This window comes from Lacinutrix venerupis (genome assembly GCF_003663945.1).
Lineage (GTDB): Bacteria > Bacteroidota > Bacteroidia > Flavobacteriales > Flavobacteriaceae > Lacinutrix > Lacinutrix venerupis.
Genome location: NZ_RCCH01000008.1, coordinates 86,015 through 103,283 on the forward strand (window position 1 = coordinate 86,015; position 17,269 = coordinate 103,283).

At 30.2% G+C, this 17,269-nt stretch carries 9 protein-coding genes; 8 read left to right on the forward strand and 1 reads right to left on the reverse strand.

Going from position 1 to position 17,269, the window contains the following annotated elements; all coding sequences use genetic code 11:
- The first annotated feature begins 6 nt into the window (after nucleotides 1-6).
- The 8 genes from CLV86_RS12450 (at nucleotide 7) to CLV86_RS12485 (ending at nucleotide 15,980) form a co-directional block, all read left to right on the forward strand.
- On the forward strand, nucleotides 7-735 hold the full coding sequence (locus CLV86_RS12450) for an MIP/aquaporin family protein (RefSeq protein ID WP_121052774.1): 729 nt from the start codon (nucleotides 7-9) through the stop codon (nucleotides 733-735).
- 92 nt (nucleotides 736-827) lie between these two features.
- Entirely contained in the window at nucleotides 828-3,605 is a 2,778-nt protein-coding gene (locus CLV86_RS12455) for a helix-turn-helix and ligand-binding sensor domain-containing protein (RefSeq protein ID WP_121052776.1), read from the forward strand.
- 302 nt (nucleotides 3,606-3,907) lie between these two features.
- Complete coding sequence (locus CLV86_RS12460; RefSeq protein ID WP_147427040.1) at nucleotides 3,908-6,946, forward strand: SusC/RagA family TonB-linked outer membrane protein; 3,039 nt, start codon at nucleotides 3,908-3,910, stop codon at nucleotides 6,944-6,946.
- A gap of 19 nt (nucleotides 6,947-6,965) precedes the next feature.
- Entirely contained in the window at nucleotides 6,966-8,567 is a 1,602-nt protein-coding gene (locus CLV86_RS12465) for a RagB/SusD family nutrient uptake outer membrane protein (RefSeq protein WP_121052780.1), read from the forward strand.
- 148 nt (nucleotides 8,568-8,715) lie between these two features.
- Nucleotides 8,716-10,296, forward strand: coding sequence for a glycerophosphodiester phosphodiesterase family protein (locus CLV86_RS12470; RefSeq protein WP_121052782.1), 1,581 nt, complete (start codon nucleotides 8,716-8,718; stop codon nucleotides 10,294-10,296).
- Nucleotides 10,297-11,184 (forward strand): endonuclease/exonuclease/phosphatase family protein, encoded by an 888-nt coding sequence (locus CLV86_RS12475; protein ID WP_121052784.1) that lies wholly within the window; start codon nucleotides 10,297-10,299, stop codon nucleotides 11,182-11,184. It begins immediately after the preceding gene.
- A gap of 13 nt (nucleotides 11,185-11,197) precedes the next feature.
- Complete coding sequence (gene bglX / locus CLV86_RS12480; protein ID WP_249037480.1) at nucleotides 11,198-13,519, forward strand: beta-glucosidase BglX; 2,322 nt, start codon at nucleotides 11,198-11,200, stop codon at nucleotides 13,517-13,519.
- Between the two features lie 76 nt (nucleotides 13,520-13,595).
- Nucleotides 13,596-15,980 carry a GAF domain-containing protein gene (locus CLV86_RS12485; RefSeq protein ID WP_121052786.1) on the forward strand — a complete coding sequence of 795 codons (2,385 nt, stop codon included), beginning with the start codon at nucleotides 13,596-13,598 and terminating at the stop codon, nucleotides 15,978-15,980.
- On the opposite strand, the gene CLV86_RS12490 is transcribed toward CLV86_RS12485, so the two are convergent.
- Nucleotides 15,977-17,230, reverse strand: a complete 1,254-nt coding sequence (locus CLV86_RS12490) for a Pycsar system effector family protein (RefSeq protein ID WP_076734249.1) — start codon at nucleotides 17,228-17,230, stop codon at nucleotides 15,977-15,979. The genes CLV86_RS12485 and CLV86_RS12490 overlap by 4 nt on opposite strands.
- Between the last annotated feature and the right edge of the window lie 39 nt (nucleotides 17,231-17,269).

Consider the following 17,269-nt stretch of genomic DNA (forward strand, 5'->3'; position numbering starts at 1 on the left):
GAAAAGATGACACCATTTATAGCAGAAATAATAGGTACAGCAATTTTAATTTTATTAGGTGGAGGTGTTGTTGCTAATGTTGCACTCAATAAAACAATTGGTAATAGTAGTGGTTGGATAGTAATTACAACAGGATGGGCTTTAGCTGTTTACGTTGCAGTAGTTGTTGCGGGACCACATAGTGGAGCGCATATTAATCCGGCAGTTACTGTAGCCTTAGCAGTTGCTGGTAAATTTCCTTGGGCAAATGTACCTTTATTTGTTTTTGCGCAATTTATAGGTGCAATGTTAGGATCTTTAACTGTTTGGTTAATGTATAGAAGTCATTTTGAAGCAACAGAAGATGCTGGTGCAAAAAAAGCAGTCTTTTGTACATCTCCAGCAATTAGAAATACGTTTACAAATTTTTTTAGTGAGGCAGTAGGTACATTTGTTTTACTTTTCACCATATTCTATTTTACAGATGCAACTATTAGCGAAACAGAAACAGTTGTAGGTTTAGGTTCTTTAGGAGCTGTTCCTGTTGCGTTTTTGGTTTGGTCAATTGGTTTGTCTCTTGGAGGTACAACAGGATATGCTATTAATCCTGCAAGAGATTTAGGACCTAGAATAATGCATGCTATTTTGCCTATTAAAAATAAAGCAAAAAGCGATTGGTCTTATGCTTGGATTCCTGTAGTAGCACCTTTAATTGGCGGTACATTGGCGGCTTTATTAATGATTGCGCTTTCATAAAATTTTATTTTTATAAAAAAAATTAGAAATGCCAATTCAATTAGATTTGGCATTTTGTTTGTTCGCTATCTAAAAGTACCTTTACAACACAGATGAAACATATTTTTATTACATTTTTATTGTTAATTATCTTGCCATTATATGCGCAAGAGTTACCTCCAATAGAGAATTATACGCCTTCAGATTATGGTGGAGACAACCAAAACTGGATGATATCTCAGTCTAAAAATAAATTTATTTATGTTGCTAACAACAAAGGACTTTTAGAGTTTAATGGCTCCATATGGACTAGTTATCCTTCTCCTAATAACTCTGTAATGCGAGCTGTTAAAGTTATTGGCGATAGAATTTACACAGGCTGTTACGAGGAGTTTGGCTATTGGGAGAAAGACACTTTAGGAGAGTTAATATATAAATCTTTAAGCAAAAATTTAGAAAAAAATAGTTTTATAGATAATCAAATTTGGAATATTATAGACTATAATGAGTGGGTGTTATTTCAATCTGGGCATGTACTTTATTTCTATAATAAAACGAATGAAACCTTTAAAATTATTACTTCAAAAAGTATAATTTATAAAGTGTTTTTAGTTGGCAATCATATATACTATCATGTTGCAAATAAAGGTATTTATAGAATTGTAGATGGTGTTCCAAAATTAATATGTAATGATGCTGTAGTATTAAATGATCGCGTTATTAATATTTTCGAGCATGAAAATCGTCTTTTATTATTAACAAGAAGTTCTGGTTTTTATTTTTTAGAGAATGAAAAATTAATGTCTTGGGATATAAAAAACCAAAATGTATTAAAGAGTTATAACGTGTTTAGTAGTATTCAATTAAAAGACGGAAGTTTTTTAATTGGCACCATTTCTAATGGTGTTTTTAAAATGGATACTAAAGGTGAAATTGAATATTCAATCAATCAAAAAAAGGGACTTGGTAATAATACCGTTTTAACACTTTTTGAAGATAATAATTATAATGTTTGGGCTGGCTTAGATAATGGAATTAATTGTATTAATATTACTTCGCCTATAAAAACATTTATTGATTATGAAGGTGTTTTAGGAACTGTTTATAGTACAGTTATTTTTAATAATCATCTATATGTTGGTACAAATCAAGGTCTTTTTTATAAAAAATTAACATCTAAAAATGAGACTTTTTCTTTTATTAATGGCACCGCAGGACAAGTTTGGAGTCTTTATAACCACAATAATAAAAATTTAATTTGCGGTCATCATTTAGGGACTTTTTTAATAAAAGATAATAATGCAATTAAAATAAGTTCTGTTTTAGGAGCTTGGAATTTTAAAAAAATTCCTAATCAAGATAATGTTTTATTGCAAGGTAATTACAGTGGTTTGTATCTTTTGAAAAAAGAAAACAATACTTGGAAACTAAGTCATAAAATTTCAGGTTTTAGTAACTCAGCTCGTTTTTTTGAAATAAATCAAAGTAATCAAATTTTTGTAAATCATGAATACAAAGGGTTGTATAGTATGGACCTTAATAACTTGCATGATAAGGTTACTAACGTGAAATTGCATGAAGAAGTTCCGGCAGGCAAGAGTACTAGCTTAATATCTTATAGAAGCAAAATTTTGTATGAAGCTAATGAAGGTATTTATAGCTTTGATAAAAATAGCAACCTTTTTACAAAGGATACTTTAATTAGTAATTTATTAATTCCTTCAGATTATTCATCTGGAAAAATGGAAATAGATAATACAGGTAAGCTTTGGTTATTTTCAAAAAGTAATATTAGTTTTATTAAAAATAACGATTTAACAAATACACCAGAAATAACCAACATTCCTATTCCTTCTCATTTAAGAGCTGGTGTTTTAGGTTTCGAAAATATTCAACATATTCAAAACGATATTTATGTTTTAGGTACATCGAATGGCTACTTAACACTAGACTTGCCAGAGTTTGAAACAGAAAAAAACAAGAAGTATTATATTTATTTTAATACTGTTTCAATTAAAAACTTAGATGAATCTTTTGAGTTTTTATCTCCGTCAAAAAATGGTGTTTTTGAACATAAAAAAAGCACATTATCTTTTAATTATGCTGTACCACAATATGATAAATATTTAGATGTAAAATATCAATATCGTTTAAATGGGCAAGTAGATAAGTGGAGTAAATGGACCGATAAAAGCTCAATGCAGTTTGAAAATTTATCTTTTGGTGATTATGTTTTTGAAGTAAAGGCTAAAGTAGGTAATCAAGAAACTCAAAATATAATTTCTTATGCTTTTAAAATAAACAGGCCTTGGTATATTTCTAATCTTGCAATTTTAAGTTATTTAATATTATTAATCTTTATTGGTTTTTTAGTACATAAAGCCTATAAATTTTATTATGCTAAAATATTAAAGCATGAGCAAATAAATAATGAAAAAACAATTATACAAATTCAAAACGAAAAATTAAACCAAGATATAGAAAGTAAGAATAGAGAATTAGTAATCTCTACAATGAGTATAATTAAAAAGAATGAGCTGTTAAGTAAAATAAAGAAGGAATTAAAGAAAAGTAAAACAAAAAAAGATTTAGGTGACGCTATAAATTTAATAGACGATAATTTAAATAATAATAAAGACTGGAAATTTTTTAAGCAAGCATTTAATAATGCAGATAAAGATTTCCTTGATAAAATTAAAGCATCACATCCAGACTTAACACCAAACGATTTAAAATTTTGTGCATACTTAAGGCTTAACTTATCTTCTAAAGAGATTGCTCCACTACTTAATATCTCTACTAAAAGTGTCGAAACAAAACGTTATAGATTGCGTAAAAGATTAAATTTAAGCCATAATGAGAGCTTAGTTAATTATATCTTAAAATTTTAATACCACGACAGCCCTGTTTTTTACCACTACTTTACCACTACAAAGCAATTATTAAGCACTACATTTTCATTATTAATGCTAATTTAACATAGGCAAAGAATGCGTAGTGTTTATAGTTAGTTTAAGCTGCCCAAAAATCCAATTTTTACGCAAAAAAGTGTCATGTTCGTTTTTTATCGAGGTGTAAATTATCATTTTAACAAAACTTAGCTCTTAAATTTACAAATGCATAATTTGATGATTAGAATCAGGTATTGCTAAAAAATAATTTTGATATAAATTTTAACAAACCTAACAACCAAATGAATTTAAAATTACGACAATCAAAAATTAAAACGCTGTTTAGTTTTTTGCTATTATTCAGTTCTTTTGCTGTAATGGCACAAACTATTGTTACAGGAAAAGTATTCTCTGCAGAAGATAATATGCCTTTAGTAGGAGCTTCAGTTATAGAGAAAGGAACAAATAATGGAGTTTCTGTTGATTTTGATGGAAACTTTACCTTACAATTACAAAACAATGAAGCACAATTAGAAGTTTCTTATTTAGGATTTAAAACTAAAGAAGTAACAACTGCAGGTGGAGAAATAACTATTCTTTTAGAAGAAGACGCAAACTCTTTAGACGAAGTAGTAGTTGTAGGTTATGGTACACAACGTAAAAGCGACTTAGTAAATGCAGTAGCAACTACAGATTTAGAAAAAGCAACTTTATCACCAACATCCGATGTTAACGAAATGCTTAGAGGTAGAATAGCTGGTTTACAAGTAAACGTTGGTGGTGGTACACTAAGACCAGGTGGAACATCAGATATTATTTTTAGAGGACAAGGTTCTATAGAAGGTAATTTAAGCGCTATTTATGTAGTAGATGGTATTATTAGAGATGGTGGTATCGAGGATATAGACCAAGACGATATTAAATCTATCGAGTTCTTAAAAGATGCATCTGCACAAGCAATTTATGGATCTCGTGGAGCTAACGGTGTAGTTTTAATTACAACAAAACGTGGTAAAAATAAGAAGATGCAAGTAAGCTACCATGGGTTTTTAACATCTAAAACGCTTGAAAAAAACTTCGATGTTTATAGCGGTCAAGAATTTGCACAATTAAAAAGAGAGGCAGTTAGAGCTACTAATGCCGATGATTCGTATTCAGATGACGAGGTTGTATTCTCAGAAATTGAATTAGAATCTATTGCAAATAACGATTTTGTAGATTGGGAAGAAGAATTAGTTAAAAGTGGTATTGTTAATAGTCAAGCCATTAGTATTAGTGGTGGTACAGAGAATACTAAAGTTTTTGGTAGTATAAACTATTTTAAAGAAGAAGGAATAATACCAACTTCTAATTATACTCGAAAAACATTACGTTTAAATGTAGATCAAAAAATAAGCGATAAAGTATCTGTAAATTTCGATTTAAACTTATTAAACGACGATACAGAAAGAGCAGCAAATGTAAATGTAATTACATTTTCTCCTTTAGGTAGAGCTTATGATGAGTTTGGTAATTTAACACAATTCCCAAGTGGAGAAGAGCTTTCTGCTGTTAATCCATTATGGAATCTTAGAGAACAAAATAATGAAGAAAAAGGAAACGACTTCGTTATAAATGTTACACCTCAATGGCAAATAACAGATAATTTAAAATACCAATTAAAAACAAACTTTACTAGAAGAACTTCAGAAAGAGGGCAATATCAGTCATCTTTAAGTTCAGCAGGAGATGATGATAGAGGTATTGCTAGAATAGATAATAATTTAAGAGAAGCGTATTTAGTAGAAAATATTTTAACTTATAATAAAAGAATAAACCAAAATAATAAGTTTGATGTTACTTTAGTGCAATCTGTTCAAGAAGACGAGTTAACTAGAACATTAACAGAAGGAAAAGGTTATGCTTTCGACGATTTAGGGTATAACGGTATTAGTGATGCTATTAGTAGTGTAAATGTGTTTAGAGAAAACAACACTATTAGATATGTTGGTTTTTTAGCTAGAGCAAGATATAATTTAATGGATAAATATTTATTTGAATTTGCAGCAAGAAGAGATGGTGCATCTTTAAATTCAGAAGATAATAAATGGAGTAATAACTTCGGTGGTTCTTTAGCTTGGAAGTTAAATAATGAAAGCTTCTTAAAAAATGTAGAGTCTATAAGAGAATTAAAACTTAGAGCAAGTTATGGTTCTTTAGTTAACGATTTAGGTCTTGCAGGAAAGTCTCTATTTACTGTAGATGCCCAGCCATATGTTTTTGATGGCGACACAGGAGCAGGTTATTCACCATCACAAGTATTACCAAATAACAACCTTAAATTTGAAACGATAACAACTTTAAATTTAGGGCTTGATTTCGCTGTATTCAATAATATATTAACAGGTAATTTTAACTATTACGACCAGAGAACTAAGGATTTATTATTAAGAAGAGGTGTGCCACCAGTAACAGGTTATTCTTTTACATATTTTAACGCAGGAGAATTACAAAATACAGGTGTAGAATTAGCTTTAACAGCTAATATCATTAATAAAGAAGATTTAAAATGGTCTGTATCTACAAACTGGTCTAATAATAAAAATAAATTATTAAAACTTTATAACGATGGAGATGGTACACCACTTACAGAAGATACTACATATGGATATTACGAAGGTCATCCAGTAGGCGTAATTAGACAGTATCAATTTCAAGGTATTTGGCAAGAAGGTGAAGATTTTGCAAATTCGCCACAAGCAAATGAGGAGTCTTCTTTTCCACAACCAGATTTAAGAGCGGGAGATATAAAAGTTGCCGATATAAACGGAGATGGAAAAATAACAGAAGACGATCGTGTGTTTACAGATCCTAACCCAGATTGGTTTGGTTCTTTCTCAACAAATTTAGAGTATAAAGGTTTCGATTTATTTGTAGACTTTTATGTAGTAGAAGGAGCTACAAAAGTAAATCCATTTTTATCAGATTTTAATAACGGAGGAACATTACAAGGAAAAGTAAATGGTGTAAAAGTAGATTATTACACGCCAGAAAATCCTTCAAATTCGTACCCAAGACCTAATTTTGATGCAACACCATTATACTTAAATGCTTTAGCTGTTAAAGATGCGTCTTATGTAAGATTAAGAACAGTAAGTTTAGGATATACACTAAACGAGGTTGCAACATCTCAAATAGGTTTAGATCAAGTTCGTTTCTATATTACAGGAACAAACTTATTTACAGATACAGATTATATTGGGTATAGTCCAGAAGTAAATATTAGAAGTACGTTTTCTAATGCGGACACAGGTTATCCAGATGCTACAAGTTTCACTTTTGGAGTACGTTTAAAATTTTAATTTAAAAAAAAAGAATATTATGAAAACAACACTTTTTTATAAAAATACAAAGTATAGTTTCTTGTCAATATTAGCACTACTATTAACTTTTTCTTCATGCGAAAAATATCTTGAAGAGCAGCCTACTACTGTAATCGATGCAGATTTTGTTTACACTACAGAAGCAGGATTAAAAACAGGAGTAATAAGTTTATATAAATTTGAAAGAGATCGTTACGATAATGGTACAGAAGATTTTATGGGTTCTGTTTTAATGTCTTCTAGAAGCGATTTAGCTTTTAGTAGAAGTGGTTATACAGGACTTATGGGAAGATACCAACGTGCTATTTCTCCTGTAGATTTAGGAGCAACTTTTGCATCTACATTATTTTGGAGACATTATTATAACATTGCTAATAAGGCAACTGCAATTATTAATGCAGCAGAAGTTATTGAGGATATCGACGAAGATGTTAGAAAACAAGTAATTGCTGAAGCTAGTTTTTTTAGAGCACATTCTTATTTCTATTTATATAGAATGTATAATAATATATATGTAACAACAGAAACTATAACAGTAGATAATGCTTTTAATGTAATTAACGATAGATCTACTGATGAAGAAATATTCGCAATAATAAATAACGATTTAACTTACGCTATAGAAAATTTAGACTGGACAGGTACTTTTGGTCGTATTACAAAAGGTACAGCTAAACATGTTAAAGCAAAAGTGGCAATGTGGCAAGGCGACTGGGAAGAAGCAAAAACTCAAGCTTTAGATGTTATTGAGGGCCCAGATACTCCACATAGTTTAGTAAGTTCTACTGCCGATGTTTTTACAGGAGATAGAAATACTTCAGAATCTTTATTTGTTATCCAATCTCCAATAGACGAAGTACTTGGAGGAGGAAATGAAACAATGATGAATGCAAACTACGTAACACAATATTTTCAAATTTCTGGAATAGAGTCTAATAACGAGCAAGGTGGTAGAGGTTTTTCTCGTATTTTACCAAACAACTATCTTTTAGATCTTATAGCAGAAGATCCTAACGACACAAGAGACGATAATACTTATTTTAGATTAAAATGGTATTACACCTCTGGAGATAATATAGGGCAAGAAGTAAATGACTATGCACCTTTTCCATCAAGTAACTATACTCAATATTACCAAAGAATGCATCCATCTTGTATAAAGTTTGCTCAAGAAGATGGTAATGAGGATTCTTATACTATAAGAGGTAATGTTTTGGTATATAGATTAGCCGAAACTTACTTAATAGCAGCAGAAGCAATTATGAGATCTTCGGGAGATCCACTTCCATACATTAATGCAATTAGAGAAAGAGCAAATGCTTCATTATTAACAAGTGTAGATGAGCAAGCTATATTAGACGAAAGAGCAAGAGAATTAGCTTTCGAAGGTCAGCGTTGGTTTACTTTAAAACGTATGGGACAAAATGTAATAGATACTCAAATCACTAGTTTTGCTGGAGATGGAGAAGATTTTCCTGCAAATTTAGGAGTAAAAGACCCAAGAACAAACTGGATGTCTCATTATATAAATTGGCCTATTGCCCAAAGAGATTTAGATTTGTTAGGGCCAGATTATCCTCAAAACGATGGATATAACTAATATTCAAAATTGAATTTTTTTTAAAAAAAATAACAAGCTCACCATCAACTATTATTAAGTAATAGTTAGTGGTGAGTTTTTATAATTATTTAATAGCAGCTATAATTTCTGCATTACAAAATCATCATTAGCTTAAAAAGTCAAAATTATGCGTCTAGTTTTTATTGTTTTAGTTTTCATTTGTTTCCATTCTTGCGACTCTGCCTCAGCTAAAAAAGATTTTGTTCCTGCAAAAAACCAAATTATAGCACATCGTGGTGCATGGAAGACTCAAGGACTTCCAGAAAACTCTATTGCTTCCCTTGAACATGCAATAGAGTTAGGCTGCGTTGGTTCAGAATTTGATGTAAGAATGACTGCAGATAATGTACTTGTTGTATATCACGATGCTGTAAATAATAATTTAAATATTGAAGAGTCTACATATGCACAATTAGCAAAATTTAAATTGTCTAATGGTGAAGAGTTACCAACATTAAGATCTTACTTATTGGCTGGTATGCAAAACAATAATGGCACAGGTTTAATATGCGAAATTAAACCTTCAAAAATAGAAGGGAGAAATATAAAAATAGCCAATCAGGTTTTAGAATTAGTAAAAGAGCTTAAAGCAGAATCTTATATTTCATATTACATTAGTTTTAGTGCAACAATTCTAAAGCATATTAAAAAAGTAAATCCTACTTCAAAAACAATGTATTTGGATGGTTCTAAATCTCCAGAAGCATTAAAAGAAGCAAACATAGATGGATTAGATTATTTAGTTTATAAATTAAAAAAGCGTCCTCAATGGATTAAAGAAGCTAAAGAAAAAGGACTAGTGCTAAATGCATGGACAGCAAACAAAGTAGAAGATATAGATTGGTTATTAGCAAATAATTTTAATTATATAACTACAGATGAACCAGAATTGGCTTTAGAAAGAGCAAAATTAAGTCCTGCAAATAATGATTACGAATTAGTATGGAGTGACGAATTTAACTATTCTGGAAAGCCAGATCCTACAAAATGGACATACGATTATGGTTTTTTAGCAAATCAAGAAAAGCAATATTACGTAGACAGTTTAAAAAATGCTAGAGTAGAAGGTGGTCGTTTAATAATTGAGGCTCATAAAGAGAAGGTAAATAATAAAGATTTTAAAAACCCAGAAATTAAAGGATGGGCTAAATATAAAACAGAAATAGATTCTGCAAATTATAGTTCGGCAAGAATAAAAACCGAAGGTATTGCATCTTGGCAATATGGGCGTTTTGAAATAAGTGCAAAATTACCAAAAGGTAAAGGTATGTGGCCTGCAATATGGATGTTAAGTGAAGATAGAAAAGCTATTGGCTGGCCAGAAAGTGGAGAGATAGATATTATGGAACATGTTGGGTACGATAATGATACAATACATGGAACAATACATACTAAGGCATATAACCACTTAAAAGGAACTCAAAAAGGAAAAACAATTTTTATTGAAAATCCAAACGATACATTTCATGTTTTTGCGTTAGAATGGACTCCAGAAAAAATGGATTTTATATTAGATGGCGTTGTTTACAATCATTTAGAGAATGAACATAAAACAACTGCCGAGTGGCCTTTCGATAAAGACTTTTACCTTATATTAAATATCGCGGTAGGCGGTATGTGGGGAGGTAGACAAGGTATAGATAATTCTATTTTTCCTCAAAAAATGGAGGTGGATTATGTTAGAGTTTTTCAGAAAAAAAATAATTAGATGAAACGTTTTTTAATAATAATATTTGTATTAGCTATAGTTGTTTTAGCGTGTAAAAGCGAAACAGAAACTAAAGTTGAAAAAAATAAAGAGTTAGCAGCTAAACAAACAAACGAGAATTTAAAAGTAATGACGTATAACATCCGTTTGGATGTTGCTGTAGATGGCGAAAATGCATGGTCAAATAGAAAAAACTTTTTAAACTCTCAAGTCTTATTTCATGCACCAGATATTTTAGGTGTTCAAGAAGCAAGACCCAATCAAATGGCAGATTTAAAATCAGCTTTAAAAGGTTATAAATCTTCTGGAACAGGAAGAGATGGAGAGAATAAAGGAGAGTTTTCTGCATTGTTTTATAATACGAGTAAATTAAAAATAGAACAGGAAAATACGTTTTGGTTGTCAGAAAATCCAACAGAAATTTCTAAAGGTTGGGATGCTGCTTATCCAAGAATCTGCTCGTATGCATTATTTACTGTTTTAAATACCAATAAAAAAGTGTGGGTTGTTAATACACATTTAGACCATGTTGGTAAAGAAGCTCAATTAAATGGAATGGATTTAATACAGAGTAAAATAGCAGAAATTAATACTAATAATTATCCTGTAATTATTATGGGAGATTTTAATGTAGAGCCAGATAGCCAGTTAATTACTAATCTTACTAAAACCATGAACGATTCTAAGGCAATTGCTTCAATAAAATTTGGGCCTAATGGTACATTTAATGGCTTTAAATACAATGAGCCTGTAAGTAGAAGGATAGATTATATTATGCTCTCTAAAAACATTATTGATGTTAAAAAATATGGAGTATTGTCAAGCGCAATCGATTTTAAATTTCCTTCAGATCACTTTCCAGTTTTAGTAGAATTAAAACTGAATTAAACTAACTATAATTATGAAATTTCTAACCATCTCAATGAAATATATTATTCCTTTATGCATAGCTGTAGCGCTATTTAATTATCAAAATAAAGAATCGGTTGTCAACAATTCGCCTAAAAAAGAAAAAAACATCGAAGCTAAAGTAGATTCTGTTTTAGCTTTAATGAGGGTTAATGAAAAAATAGGACAATTAGTACAATATAGCGGAGGTTGGGATGCAACAGGACCATCATCATCAAAAGGAGATCAACACAAATTAGATAAATTAAAAAAAGGAGAAGTTGGTTCTATGTTAAACGTTTCGTCTGTAGCCACAATAAAAGAAACGCAACGTTTGGTTATGGAGCATTCTAGATTAAAAATTCCTTTAATTTTTGCTTTCGATGTTATACATGGTTATAAAACAATTTTTCCAATTCCATTAGGTGAAAGCGCAAGTTGGGATTTAGATATTATAAAACAATCTGCAGCAGTAGCAGCAAAAGAATCTGCTGCATCCGGATTAAATTGGACGTTTGCTCCAATGATAGATGTTTCTAGAGACGCACGTTGGGGAAGAGTAATGGAAGGTGCTGGAGAAGACACATATTTAAATGCTCAAATTGGAGTGGCTAGAATTAAAGGTTTTCAAGGAGAAGATTTGTCTAGTGTTAATACCATTGCCGCTTGTGCTAAGCATTTTGCAGGTTATGGTTTTGGTGAAGCTGGAAGAGATTATAATACGGTAAGTATTGGAGAATACGAATTACATAATACTATATTGCCACCATTTAAAGCAGCAGCAGACGCAGGCGTTGCAACATTTATGAATTCTTTTAACGATGTCGATGGAATTCCTGCAACAGGACATAGAGGTTTGCAAAGAGATCTTTTAAAAGAGCAATGGAACTGGAATGGTTTTGTAGTTTCAGATTGGGGAAGTATAGGAGAGATGATTGCTCATGGTTATGCTAAAGATAAAAAACATGCTGCTCAAATTGCATTAAATGCGGGTAGCGATATGGATATGGAATCTTATGCTTACGAAGCTTATTTAGAAGATTTGCTAAATGAAGGTAAAGTTACAATGTCTCAATTAGATGATGCTGTAAAGCGCATTTTACGTATTAAATTTGAATTAGGATTGTTTGATGATCCTTATAAATACTGTAATGAAGAACGCGAGAAAACAGAAGTATACTCAAAAGAAAATTTAGAGATAGCGCGTGATGTAGCTAAAAAATCTATTGTACTTCTTAAAAACAATAATAACGTTCTGCCTTTATCTAAAAATATAAAAAGTATTGCTGTTATTGGTCCAATGGCAGACGATAAAAATTCACCTTTAGGCAATTGGAGAGGAAAAGGAGAATATAATAGTGCAGTCTCTTTGTTAGAAGGTATAAAAGCTGCGGCAAATAAAAACACTAAAATATATTACGAAAAAGGTATTGATTTAACAATACCAACAGTTGAAGCTGGAAAAAACCAGTTTTTGCATCCTTTAAAATTTAATACCGAAGATAATGCCGGAATTAAAAAAGCTGTAGAAGCAGCAAAAAAGGCAGAGGTTGTTTTATTAGCAATTGGAGAAGATGCATACCAAACAGGAGAAGGTAGAAGCCAAACAAATATTGGTTTCTTTGGACTTCAAAATGAACTGTTAGATGCAATTTATAAAGTAAATAAAAACATTGTTATTGTATTGTCTAATGGACGACCAATAGATTTAAGCCGTGTGTCTAAAATGGTACCTTCGATATTAGAATGTTGGCATTTAGGATCTCAATCTGGAAACGCTATAGCAGATGTTGTTTTTGGAGATTATAACCCATCTGGTAAATTACCAATTTCTTTTCCTCACAGCGTAGGTCAAGAGCCATTATATTATAATCAAAAAAATACAGGAAGACCTTGGAACGACAAACATGTTACATATTCAGGTTATCAAGATGCACCTAAAACAGCTTTGTACCCATTTGGTTTTGGGTTAAGTTATACTAATTTTTCTTATTCAAATTTAAAACTTAGCGCTTCAGAAATTAATTTAAACCAAGAAATACAAGCATCTGTAACAGTCACAAACACAGGAAAAGTAGTTGGGGAAGAGGTTGTGCAACTTTATATTAGAGACCTTGTTGCTAGTATAGTTAGACCAATAAAAGAGCTTAAAGGTTTCAAAAAAGTTGTATTAGAGCCTGGAGAGTCTAAAACCATTAGTTTTACTATAAATAATAAAACACTTCAGTTTTATAGTGTTAATAAAAAATGGGAAGTAGAACCAGGAGATTTTAACCTTTGGGTTGGTGGAGATTCTACAACTAAATTAAAAAAGTCATTTAAAGTTGTGGAATAGTACGTGTTAAAATGTCATTTTGTTAAATAAAGTACGACTAAACGTTAAATTTCGTATTTTTGCATTATTTAACACAATGATTTTAGACCTAAACGACAATATTAATTTACCTTTTACGTTAGAGATAAGTTTCAACAAGCTTATTGAGCGTTACGAGGAGTTGGCAAAAAGCGATGATGAGTTTATTGCTGCTAAAGCACGTCGTATACTTAAAACTCAAGAACCATATCCTATCCTAAGAGATGGTTTTAGTAAAACTTCTGTGTTAAAAAAACATGAGAAGGAAATTCAAATTTTATTACAAGATTCTTTTAGCGAAGTATTAAGTTTAAACGAAATTAAAACAGCAAGTGTTCCTTATCATAATTTCATTTTTAATGCATCAAAACGTTTTAAAAAAATAATTAAAACAGCTGGTCCAGATTTTGAGTTAGTAATTAAAAATATGCCAGAAGACGACTGGTATATTTTAAGTTGCACAATTATAATGGCTTTCTATTATAAATATGAAATTAATTTTAAGCGTCCACTGTATTACGAAATTCCAGATGAAAACGGTATAATTAGAATTTATAAAATACTTTACAATGCCGATTTTATGGAGGTTTTACCAACAGAAAATGCTCCAAAATTAACACAAGACGATTTTGATGAACTGTTAGATAATTTTGAAAATATAGAGCTTTGGAAAGAAAAGTTTCCGCCGCAGAGTTATATTACTAAAGGATTTGTAATCTCTAATATTTTTGATGTTACAGATGATCAATCTATTTCAAACATAAAAACTACTTTAATAGGAAGTAACAAGCGTAAAACAGAAGGTTTTATGGTTGACTTTCAAAAGATTTTTAGATCGCTTTTAGGAATTCAAGATTTAGAAGTTGGTTTTTCTGTGTTTAATAAAGAAGAAAACACCTTAATGAAGTTGCACGACTCTAGTGTAAGTAGTTTTCTATTAAGAGCAAAAGAGGAGTTTAAATGCGAAAATTTATTTTGTCATTATAGTTATGACAAGATTTTAAAAAACAAAACTAATTTCACGATTTCTAATGTTGATAAAAGTTTTGAAAATGCAAAAAACAAATCGCCTCAAGTAAAAGTTTTAAAAGATCAAGGTTTTAAAAGTGCTATTTTTGCTCCAATTGCAGAGAATGGAGAGCTTTTAGCAGTGTTAGAATTAGTATCTAAAATTCCAAGAGCTTTAAATAGTATTAACTCTAACAAGCTTGCAGATGTAATGCCCTTTTTATTATCTGCTATAAAGCGTTCTAAATTAGACGAGGAAAACCTTATTCAAGCAATAATACAACGCGAATGCACATCTATACATCCAAGTGTAAAATGGAAATTTGAAAGTGCAGCTAGACAGTTTATTAAAGAGGAGTATAACGGAAATGAAAATCCGGCTTTTAAAAAAATAAGTTTTGATAATGTTTATCCATTATTTGGGCAAATAGATGTTAAAGGCTCGTCGGAGGCAAGAAATAATGCTACTAAAAAAGATTTAGCGCTTCAATTAAAAATGGTAGAAAAAATAATTAAAACCATTTTTGAGAAAGAGCGTTTACCAATTTTCGAACAGTTAATATTTCAAATTAAAACCTTTGAGAAAGATTTAAAAAGTAATTTTAAAGTAGATAGCGAGCAAAAGATAACTCAGTTTTTTTTATATGAAATAGCTCCTCTATTTAAATATCAATTTAAAACAAAGCCATATTTAAAAGAAGATATAGAAGATTATTTTAGTAAAATAGATTCTAGCTTAAATGTAATTTATTACTACCGTAAAAATTATGATGACACCATTAGTTTAATTAATAAAAACATGTCATCGTTATTAGATAGAAAGCAGGTGGAAGCACAGGCAATGTATCCACATTTTTTCGAACGTTTTAAAACAGATGGCGTAGAGCATAATATGTACATAGGCGAAGCAATAACTAAAGAAGATTCATTTAATGAACTCTATCTTTACAACTTACGCTTATGGCAAATGCAGGTTATGATTGAGATGGAAACAGCCTTTTACAATAGGCAATTTAAATATCCAATTGCATTAGATGTCGCATCTATGATTTTGGTTTTTAACCAGCCATTATCTATAAGATTTAGAACAGACGAAAAGCATTTTGATGTAGATGGAACTTACAATGCAAGATACGAAGTAGTAAAAAAACGTGTCGATAAGGCAAATATAAAAGGAACAGACGAGCGTATTACATCAAAAGGGAAACTAACTATTGTTTACTCGCAGCAAGAGGATGAGTTCGAATATTTAAAATATGTAAATTTCTTACAGTCTAAAAACAAATTAGGAAAAGATGTAGAAATTTTAGAGTTAGAAGATTTACAAGGTGTAACGGGCTTAAAAGCTATTAGAGTAAATATTCTATATCAAAAACAAGCAGATAAAAAAGAGTTTTACACTTACGATGATTTAATGAAAACAATTAAATCTTAACTCAATAAGGAGTTTTTAGTATAATTTTTTGTTGTGTTTTCTACATTAATAACATCATTAAAGTCTGCATTAGGATTGTTTTTAATGGCTATGGCAAATGATATTACAGAAACTATAATTCCAACCATAAAAACGGTATAAGTAATTCTTAGAATTCGGTATTTACGTTCTAATACTTTTCCTAAATAATATAAATCTTTAGTTAAAGAAGAATACACATAGTTTTTATCTTTTAAAAGTTCATTAATTGCCCAATCAAATTCCTTTAATTCCATTTTATGAAAATTCCCAAAGAATGTTAAGTTAACATTTTTGTTTATAACATCTTCCTTAGTAAACTCTCCACTTGTTACGTTTGGTCTAGTTGCTATTATAGACATAACCATAGAAATAACACAAAAAAGAGTAAATATTACAGTTGGGTAAATAAGGTATGCGTTATTGTCTAGTTTAGAAATTAAATTAGCCAAAACTACAGATATAATAATTGCGTTTACAGATAATAAAATATTGGCTTTAGTATCGGCAATATCACTTAACTTAATATGGTTTCTTAAGGCAACTCTATAAAAGGTTTGAATACCTCTTTCTGGGCTTTCGTTTTTATATTGTGCTTTGTATTTAGCTTTTATTTTTTCTTTATCAATTTTAGCTTTACTTTTTTTCTTTTTTTTCATCAACTTAACCAGATTCTTGTCTTTTTCTGGTTGCCAATTTTTTATAGCGTAAGGCGAATAATATCTATGGTTTTCACTTAAAACCTTAATGTTTTCTTTTCGCCATTCTTTAGCTGTGTAGGTTTTAATGCCTTGTAGTTCGTATTCTTTTCTTAAGAACTCGCTTGCTTCATTAAAATATTTTTTTGCAAAATGAGAAGAGTCTGCATCACGAATAATTTCTTCTAATTTACCATTTGGCGAATCTTTAAATTTTGTCGCCATAATACACTTGTTAACTGCTTCTATGGTCTCTTTGTCAACATCATTATCATTTAAAAATTTTGTTGCAATTTTTACACTTTCTTCCTCGTGTCCTTCTCTTGTTTTAATATAGCCAGTATCGTGAAATAAGGCTGCTAACAATAATATTTTTTCTTCATTAACATTTATTTCGGAGTTTTCAATTAATTCTTTTGTACTTTTAAACACACGCTTGGTGTGCGTAAAATCATGATATATAAAAGTATTTGGAAGATGTTCTTTAAAGAGTTCTAGAACATAATTTTCCGAAATTTCAACAATTGAAGACATATTTTATAAATGGTTTTAAGAAATCTAAATTACTAAAAA